This is a genomic window from Arthrobacter sp. Y3225116 (genome assembly GCF_059091245.1).
In genome coordinates this window covers 1-7,903 of sequence record NZ_JBNHGL010000135.1, presented here as the reverse complement: position 1 = coordinate 7,903, position 7,903 = coordinate 1, and the positions used below count along the sequence as shown (strand labels likewise).

The 7,903-nt window shown below is 67.1% G+C and carries 6 protein-coding genes; all 6 read right to left on the bottom strand.

Annotated features, from left to right (window positions below):
- Positions 1–97 precede the first annotated feature (97 nt).
- The 6 genes from AC5RV2_RS12125 to ruvA all read right to left on the bottom strand — a co-directional run bounded on the left by AC5RV2_RS12125 (position 98) and on the right by ruvA (position 7,729).
- Entirely contained in the window at positions 98–2,308 is a 2,211-nt protein-coding gene (locus AC5RV2_RS12125) for a RelA/SpoT family protein (RefSeq protein ID WP_494092534.1), read from the bottom strand.
- Positions 2,309–2,585: 277 nt separating this feature from the next.
- Positions 2,586–3,581 (bottom strand): protein translocase subunit SecF, encoded by a 996-nt coding sequence (gene secF / locus AC5RV2_RS12120; RefSeq protein WP_494092533.1) that lies wholly within the window; start codon positions 3,579–3,581, stop codon positions 2,586–2,588.
- Positions 3,582–5,309, bottom strand: a complete 1,728-nt coding sequence (gene secD / locus AC5RV2_RS12115) for a protein translocase subunit SecD (RefSeq protein ID WP_494092532.1) — start codon at positions 5,307–5,309, stop codon at positions 3,582–3,584.
- Between the two features lie 111 nt (positions 5,310–5,420).
- Positions 5,421–5,864 carry a preprotein translocase subunit YajC gene (locus AC5RV2_RS12110; protein WP_494092531.1) on the bottom strand — a complete coding sequence of 148 codons (444 nt, stop codon included), beginning with the start codon at positions 5,862–5,864 and terminating at the stop codon, positions 5,421–5,423.
- A 142-nt stretch (positions 5,865–6,006) separates the two neighbouring features.
- On the bottom strand, positions 6,007–7,092 hold the full coding sequence (gene ruvB / locus AC5RV2_RS12105; RefSeq protein ID WP_494092530.1) for a Holliday junction branch migration DNA helicase RuvB: 1,086 nt from the start codon (positions 7,090–7,092) through the stop codon (positions 6,007–6,009).
- 1 nt (position 7,093) lies between these two features.
- Entirely contained in the window at positions 7,094–7,729 is a 636-nt protein-coding gene (gene ruvA / locus AC5RV2_RS12100; protein ID WP_493977507.1) for a Holliday junction branch migration protein RuvA, read from the bottom strand.
- Between the last annotated feature and the right edge of the window lie 174 nt (positions 7,730–7,903).

Genomic DNA, 7,903 nt, shown 5'->3' with positions numbered 1-7,903 from the left:
GCGCTACAGCGCCTGGACGCGGCGATGGGCACAGCCTGACGGCGGGAACGCTCCTGCGGGGCGGCCGCGGAGCGGTGTGAGCCCGCGGGCGGGCGGATCAGCGGCGCTGGGACCCCGAGGTGCGGTACACGTCGTAGACGCCGTCGATGCGCCGGACCGCGCTGAGCACATGGCTGAGGTACTTCGGGTCGCCCATCTCGAAGGAGAACCGCGAGATCGCGAGCCGGTCGCTCGAGGTATGCACCGTGGCGGAGAGGATATTGACATGATTCTCGGCGAGCACCCGGGTGACATCGGAGAGCAGGCTCTTGCGGTCCAGCGCCTCGACCTGGATCTCCACCAGGAAAACGCTGGCCTGGGTCGGCGCCCAGGCGACCTCGACGATCCGGTCGGGGCTTTCGCGCAGTTCCGCCACGTTGCTGCAGTCGGAGCGGTGCACCGACACGCCCGAGCCCCGGGTGACGAACCCGATGATGGGATCCGGCGGGACCGGGGTGCAGCACCGGGCCAGCTTGACCCAGACGTCGCCGACCCCGACGACGGTGACGCCGGAGTCCGGATGCTTCGGCCGCCTGACCGTCGTCGGGAGCGACGGCTCGGCCTCCTCGACCGCTTCGCGTCCGCCGAGCAGGCCGACCAAGTGCTCGATCACGTTCTGGGCGGACGAATGGCCGTCGCCCACGGCGGCGTACAGCGCCGACACGTCGGCGTGGTGAAGTTCCTGCGCCACCGACATCAACGCGTCGTGCGTCATCATCTTCTGCAGCGGCAGGTTTTGCTTCCGCATCGCGCGGGTGAGCTGGTCCTTGCCCTTTTCGATCGCCTCTTCGCGGCGCTCCTTGGTGAACCATTGGCGGATCTTGTTCCGTGCCCGCGGGCTCTTGACGAAGCCCTGCCAATCCTGGCTGGGACCGGCGCCCTCCGCCTTGGAGGTGAAGATCTCCACCCAGTCGCCATGGCTGAGTTCGCTGTTCAGCGGGACCAGCTTGCCGTTGACCCGGGCACCGATGGTGCGGTGGCCGACCTCGGTATGCACGGCATAGGCGAAGTCCACCGGCGTTGATCCTGCCGGCAGCGCCATGACTTCGCCCTTGGGCGTGAAGACGAAGACTTCCTTGGCGTTGATTTCGAACCGGAGGGAGTCCAGGAATTCGGCGGGGTCGCTGGTCTCCTGCTGCCAGTCGACCAGGCTGCGCAGCCAGCCCATGTCACCGCCGTCGGCCGTCGCGCCGCGGGCGATGTCCTTGTACTTCCAGTGGGCCGCGACGCCGTACTCGGCGCGGCGGTGCATCTCGTGGGTGCGGATCTGGATTTCCACCGGCTTGCCGCCCGGGCCGATCACCGTGGTGTGCAGCGACTGGTACATATTGAACTTGGGCATGGCGATGTAGTCTTTGAACCGGCCGGGCAGCGGGTTCCAGCGCGCATGCAGGGCACCGAGTGCCGCGTAGCAGTCGCGGACCGTGTCCACCAGTACCCGGATGCCCATCAGGTCGTGGATGTCGTCGAAGTCCTTACCCCGCACGATCATCTTCTGGTAGATGGAGTAGTAGTGCTTGGGCCGGCCGGTAATCGTGGCCTTGATCTTCACGGCGCGCAGGTCGTCGCCGATCTTGGTGCGCAGCGTCGTCAGGTACTTCTCCCGTTCGGGGGTGCGCTCCCCCACCATCCGCACGATCTCTTCATAGACCTTCGGGTGCAGGGCCGCGAAGGAGAGATCTTCCAGCTCCCACTTGATGGTGTTCATGCCCAGCCGGTGCGCCAGCGGGGCGAAGATCTCCAGGGTTTCGCGCGCCTTCTTCGCCGACGACTCCGGCGAGACGAAGCGCCAGGTCCGGGCGTTGTGCAACCGGTCGGCCAGCTTGATCACCAGGACGCGGATGTCCTTGGCCATCGCCACGACCATCTTGCGCACGGTCTCCGACTGGGCCGCGTCACCGAACTGCACCTTGTCCAGCTTGGTGACGCCGTCCACCAGCATCGCGACTTCCGGACCGAACTCCGCCTTCAGGTCGGCGAGCGTGTACTCGGTGTCTTCGACCGTGTCGTGCAGCAGGGCTGCGGCCAGCGTCGTGCCCGTCATGCCCAGTTCCGCGAGGATCGTGGCCACGGCCACCGGGTGGGTGATGTACGGGTCGCCGCTCTTGCGCTTCTGCCCGCGGTGGCTGCGCTCGGCCACCACGAAGGCGCGGTGGATCAGGTCGAAGTCCTCGCGCGGGTTGTTGGCCCGGACGGTGCGCAGCAGCGGCTCCAGAATGGGCGAGTAGCTGGTGCCGCCCCGTCCCGCCAGCCGGGCAAGCCGGGACATCGTCCGTTCCCGGCGCCCCGGGAAGGCATGGCGGACCGGGGCGTTGCCCGGGACTTCGGCGGCCGTGGGCACAACAGAAGGACCAGGATCCGGTGTCACACCGGCGTCACTGGCTTGGTCTGTCGACCTGACGTGTTCGGCCAATCCTTCCCGCCTTCCCGATGGGTCCTGGAACCGACGCTACAGCCTTTTGCTCTGCTGGCAGGGGCGCACAGCCCAGGACTGTTCCGGAAACCATTCTATGCTTGTCCGGCGGCCCGGGCGTTCCGGTGCGGCGTCATCCGACGGGGGCAGCCTCGGTGCGGCGCCGTTCTTCCACCTTCTTGGCCTGCTTGAGCAGCGCCGGTTCCTTGGCGCGGAGCCGCGCATACATCGGCGCCGCAATGAAGATTGTGGTGGCGGTGCCGATGATGATGCCGATGAACAGTGCCAGGGACACGTCCTTCAAGGTGCCGGCGCCGAGCAGGAATGCGCCGATGAACAAGATGGCGGCGACCGGCAGGACGGCGACCACGGAGGTGTTGATGGACCGGACCAGGGTCTGGTTCACGGCGAGATTGACCTCTTCCGCGAAGGTCCTCCTGGTGGACTTGTCCAGGTCTTCCGTGTTCTCGCGGATCTTGTCGAAGACCACCACCGTGTCATACAGCGAGTACCCCAAAATGGTCAGGAAGCCGATGATCGCCGAGGGCGTCACCTCGAAGTCGCTCAGCGAATAGATGCCGGCGGTCACAATGAGCACCACCACCAGGCCGCTGAGCGCGGCGACGGACATTTTCCAGGTCCGGAAGTACAGCGCCATCATGATCGCCGCCAGCACAACGAACACCACCAAGCCCCAGATCGCCTGCCGGGTCACGTCGGCACCCCAGGTGGGACCGACGAACGAGGACGTCACCTCGTCGGGACTGACGCCGTAGGCTTCGACCAGGGCGTCGCGCAGTTCCAGGGTCTGGTCGTCGTCAAGGCGCTCGGTCTGGATCCGCATGGTCCCCGGCGCAATGTTCGTCACGCGGGGATCGGCATCCGCCGCGACCCCGGCCACGGCAGCCTCGCCCGGACCGGCGTCCGTGTTTTCCACGTTGGACACGGTGAACTCGGAGCCGCCGCGGAAATCGATGCCCAGGTTGAACCCGCCCTTGACGAACGGCACGACGATGGACAGCAGGATCGCGGCGGCGGCAATGCCGAACCAGAGCCGGTACTTGGAGACAAAGTCGTAGGAGCGCTTGCCGGTGTAGAGATCGTTGCCCCACTTAGCAAAGTTGGCCATTTAGTTGCTCTCCTTGTCGGACCCGCGGCCCGCGCCGCTGGTGGCGCGCTGTTTCTCGGCCGCCCGGCGTTCGGCGATGGTCTGGCGGCGATCGGCTTCGGCGGCCGCTGCGGCGTTCTTGGCCCGCACCGGCGCCCTGCGTTCGCCGGGCTGGCGGATCCGCCCCGCCCCGCGGTACAGCGGCACCGCGTCCAGCAGGCGCGGATCCAGGCCCGAGAACCGGTGGCCCTCGCCGAAGAACTTGGTGCGTGCCAGCAGCTGCATGACCGGGTGGGTGAACATGAAGACCACCAAGAGGTCCGCCACCGCGGTCAGGCCCAGCGTGAAGGCAAAGCCACGCACGTTGCCGACCGCCACGAAGTAGAGCACGACGGCGGCCAGCAAGTTGACGGCCTTGGAAGCCAGCACGGTTTGCCGTGCGCGCTTCCAGCCGTTATCCACGGCCGAGACCAGGCCCCGGCCCTCGCGCAGTTCGTCGCGGATGCGTTCGAAGTAGACGATGAACGAGTCGGCGGTCTGGCCGATCGCCACGATCAGGCCGGCGACGCCGGCCAACGACAGCCGGTAGTTTTCGGTCCAGCCCAGGATCGCGATCGCCAGATAGGTCATGAGGCCGGCCACCACCAGTGACGCGATGGTCACCAGGCCGAGCATGCGGTACTGGAAGATCGAGTACGCGGCGACCAGCACCAGGCCGATGAGCCCGGCGAACAGGCCCATCCGCAACTGGTCGGCGCCCAGGGTGGCGGAAATCTGCTGCTCGCTCTGGATCTCGAAGCTGATCGGCAGTGCGCCGTACTTCAGCTGCTCGGAGAGGATACGGGCCGATTCTTCCGTGAAATTGCCGGTGATCTGCGGCTTGCCGTCGGGGATGACCGCGTTGGTCGTGGGAGCGGAAATCACCTCGCCGTCCAGCACGATGGCGAACTGGTTTTGGGCGCCGGAGAGCCCGAACAGCCGTTCGGTCACTTCCTTGAAGGTTGCGGTTCCCTCGCTGTTGAACTCGATGTTCACTGCCCACTGGTTCAGCGTCTGTCCCTGGGTGCCGCGTACCTGGCCAAAGCTGGAGTCGGCAATGTCGGTACCGGGCACCTCCACCGGGCCCAGGATGTACTTCATACCGGTATCCGGTTCGCAGGCGACCATCGGCTTGGCCGGGTCGGCAGGCTCGCTCTCCTCTTCCGCCGCGGCCGGGTCAAGGCACTCCAGCGCCTCGAACTCCTGATAGAGCTCCGGGGTGATCCAGTTCAAGTCGCTGGCGTTCTCCGGATCGCCCGCCGGTTTTGGAAGGTCCGCTTCGGGCGTCCGCTCTTCCTCGGGAACGGCGGAACCCGGCGCGGCGGTGAGCACCGGGCGGAATTCCATGGCGGCCGACGCCTGGATCAGTTCGCGGGTCCGCTGGTCCGGAACACCGGGCAGGCTGACCACCACGTTGCGGCCGGACTGCGTGGTGATCTCAGCTTCAGCCACGCCGGAGCCGTCGACGCGCTGGCGGATGATCTCCACGGCCTGGTTAAGCTGCTCGGCGGTGATCTCGCCCCCGCCGCCTTGGACCTGCGGAGCCAAGATCATCTGGGTGCCGCCCTCAAGGTCGAGCGCCAGCTTGGGCGCCCAGCTCGCCTGGCCGGTGAACACACCGCTGCCCAGGATGACGGTGCCGGCGGCCAGGAGCACACCGAGCCAGATAAGTGTCCGCCGCGCAATGCTGGTGGAACCGGATCGTGCCATGGAAGATCTTTCTCTCATCGGCTCAGTCGGCCGGCGGAGCCGGCCGGTACATGGCGAAGTGGCGGGGCATGCCCCGCCACTGCACGCCTATACGGCTAAGCCGTCGCTGGCCTACTTGGTGTCTTTGTTCTGCTCTTCGTTGAGCCGCTTGAGGGTATCCTCGGCGGATTCCTCCGGGCGGGTGGCGCTTTCCGCGGTGAGGGACGAGGCGTCGTCGGGAACCTCGGGGGTCTCCGGCGTCACCACTTCGTTCACCGCCTGGGTGTGCACGGTGGCGGTGTTGCCCGGCGACAGTTCAAGGACCACCTTGTTGTTGTCGGGGTCGAAGGAAACGACGGTGCCGAAGAGGCCGAACTGCGTCATCACCTCGGTACCCGGCACCATCTGCTCCTTGATGCGCTCGGCCTTTTCGCGCATCTGGGCCTGGACCTTCTTCTGCTTGCGGAACATGAAGAAGATCAACAGCGCGAAAACGGCGAACAAGCCGATGGTCATCACGTCGATGCCACCCGACTGCTGCTGGGGAGTGGTGCCGGTGAAGAGATTTACGAACACAGGAAAGTTCCGTCCTAGAAGTCTGGAGCGGACCGGTAGGAAAATCCGGACCGTGTACGCAGCCTGCCGCGTCCCGTGGGGGACGGCGCACTCCGCACGTTCCTACCATTCTACGCGGTGACCGCCCTTACACGGTCAAGCTTCAGTTTTCGGCGAAATCCGTGTCCGGCTCCAGCAGTTCCGAGAGCAGGTCTTCGGTCGGTCCCGCGGCCAGGTGATCGGGCACCGCCAGCCCCAGGTGTTGCCAGGCCGCGGCGGTGGCGATCCGTCCGCGCGGCGTCCGGCCGAGCAGCCCTTCGCGGACCAAGTAGGGCTCGGCCACCGTCTCCACCGTCTCGGTTTCCTCGCCGACGGCTATGGCCAGGGTGGACAGGCCGACGGGTCCTCCGCCGAACTTGGTGATCAGGGCGGTCAGCACCGCCCGGTCCAGCCGGTCCAGTCCCCGTTCGTCGACTTCGTACATATCCAGCGCCGCCGCTGCCGCGCGCGCATCGATCTCCTCGATCTTGTGCACGAGGGCCCAGTCCCGGACCCGGCGCAGCAGGCGGTTGGCGATGCGGGGCGTGCCGCGGGAGCGCCCGGCGATCTCGGCGAAACCGGCCGAACTCACCTTGAGGTCCAGCAGCATGGCCGAGCGGCGGAGCACCAGTTCAAGCTCCGCGACGGCGTAGAACTCCAAGTGCCCGGTGAAACCGAACCGGTCGCGCAGCGGGCCCGGCAGCAGTCCGGCCCGGGTCGTGGCCCCGACGAGGGTGAACGGCGGCAGGTCGAGCGGGATGGCGGTGGCGCCGGCGCCCTTGCCCACCACGATGTCCACCCGGAAGTCCTCCATCGCCATGTAGAGCATTTCCTCTGCCGGCCGCGACATGCGGTGGATCTCGTCGAGGAAGAAGATCTCCCCCTCGGTCAACGACGACAGGATCGCCGCCAGGTCGCCCGCGTGCTGGATCGCCGGCCCGGAGCTGATGCGCAGCGGCGCGTTCATTTCCGCGGCGATGATCATGGCCAGCGTGGTCTTGCCCAGGCCGGGCGGGCCGGACAGCAGAACGTGGTCGGCTGTCCGTTCGCGGATCCGGGATGCCTCCAGCACCAGCGACAGCTGCTGGCGGACCCGGGCCTGGCCCACGAAATCGTCCAGGTTTTTGGGCCGCAGCGCCGATTCGATTGCCCGTTCTTCGGTTTCCGACGTATTGGCGACCAGCCGGTTGTTCTCGGATTCCTCCGCCACGCTAGTTCACTCCCGCGGTCCGCCGGGCCGCGCCGGTCCGGGCGCCGTCTTGGCCGAGCCTGCGCAGGGTCAGCCGCAGCAAGTCACCCACGTTGCCTGCTGCTGCCGCCTCCGGATTTTCCTCGGCGGTGGTGTCCACCGCCGCGGCGGCGTCCTTCTCGGACCAGCCCAGGCCGGCCAGGGCCTCCTGCACCTGTCCCTTCCAGCCGCCCTTCTGCTGGGGGGCCTGCTCGCCGGTGGGGATCAGCTTCCCGGCCAGCTCGAGCACGATCCGGCCGGCGAGCTTCGGCCCGATGCCCGGAACCTTGGTGAACGCCTTGCTGTCCCCCTCCGCGGCGGCGACCCTCAGGGCCTCGGGCGAGTGCACCGACAGCGCCGCCAGGCCCAGCCTCGGACCGACCCCGCTGACCGAGATGAGGGTTTCAAAAACTTCCCGTTGCGCTGCGTCCTCGAAACCGAACAGCGTCATGGAGTCTTCGCGCACAATCATGGTGGTGGCCAGTTCGGCCTCCCGCCCCACGAACAGCGTGCCCAGGGTCTGCGGCGTCGCCTGGACGAGCATGCCGAATCCGTTGACGTCGATCACGGCCGATTGCAATCCCACGTGGGCGACGACGCCGCGCAACGAGCTAATCATGAACTCAACTCCCAATTCCGGCACTGCGGCCCGGAGCCCGCCCCGCAGGCAGCACGGCGGCGGATTGTCCGAACATATCTACGAATAGCTTACGGGGCAGCACGGACATTGCCCGCCACCGCCACACCGTGGCCCCGCTTCCGCGGCCGCCGCCGGCCGCGCGTCAGCGGCGGG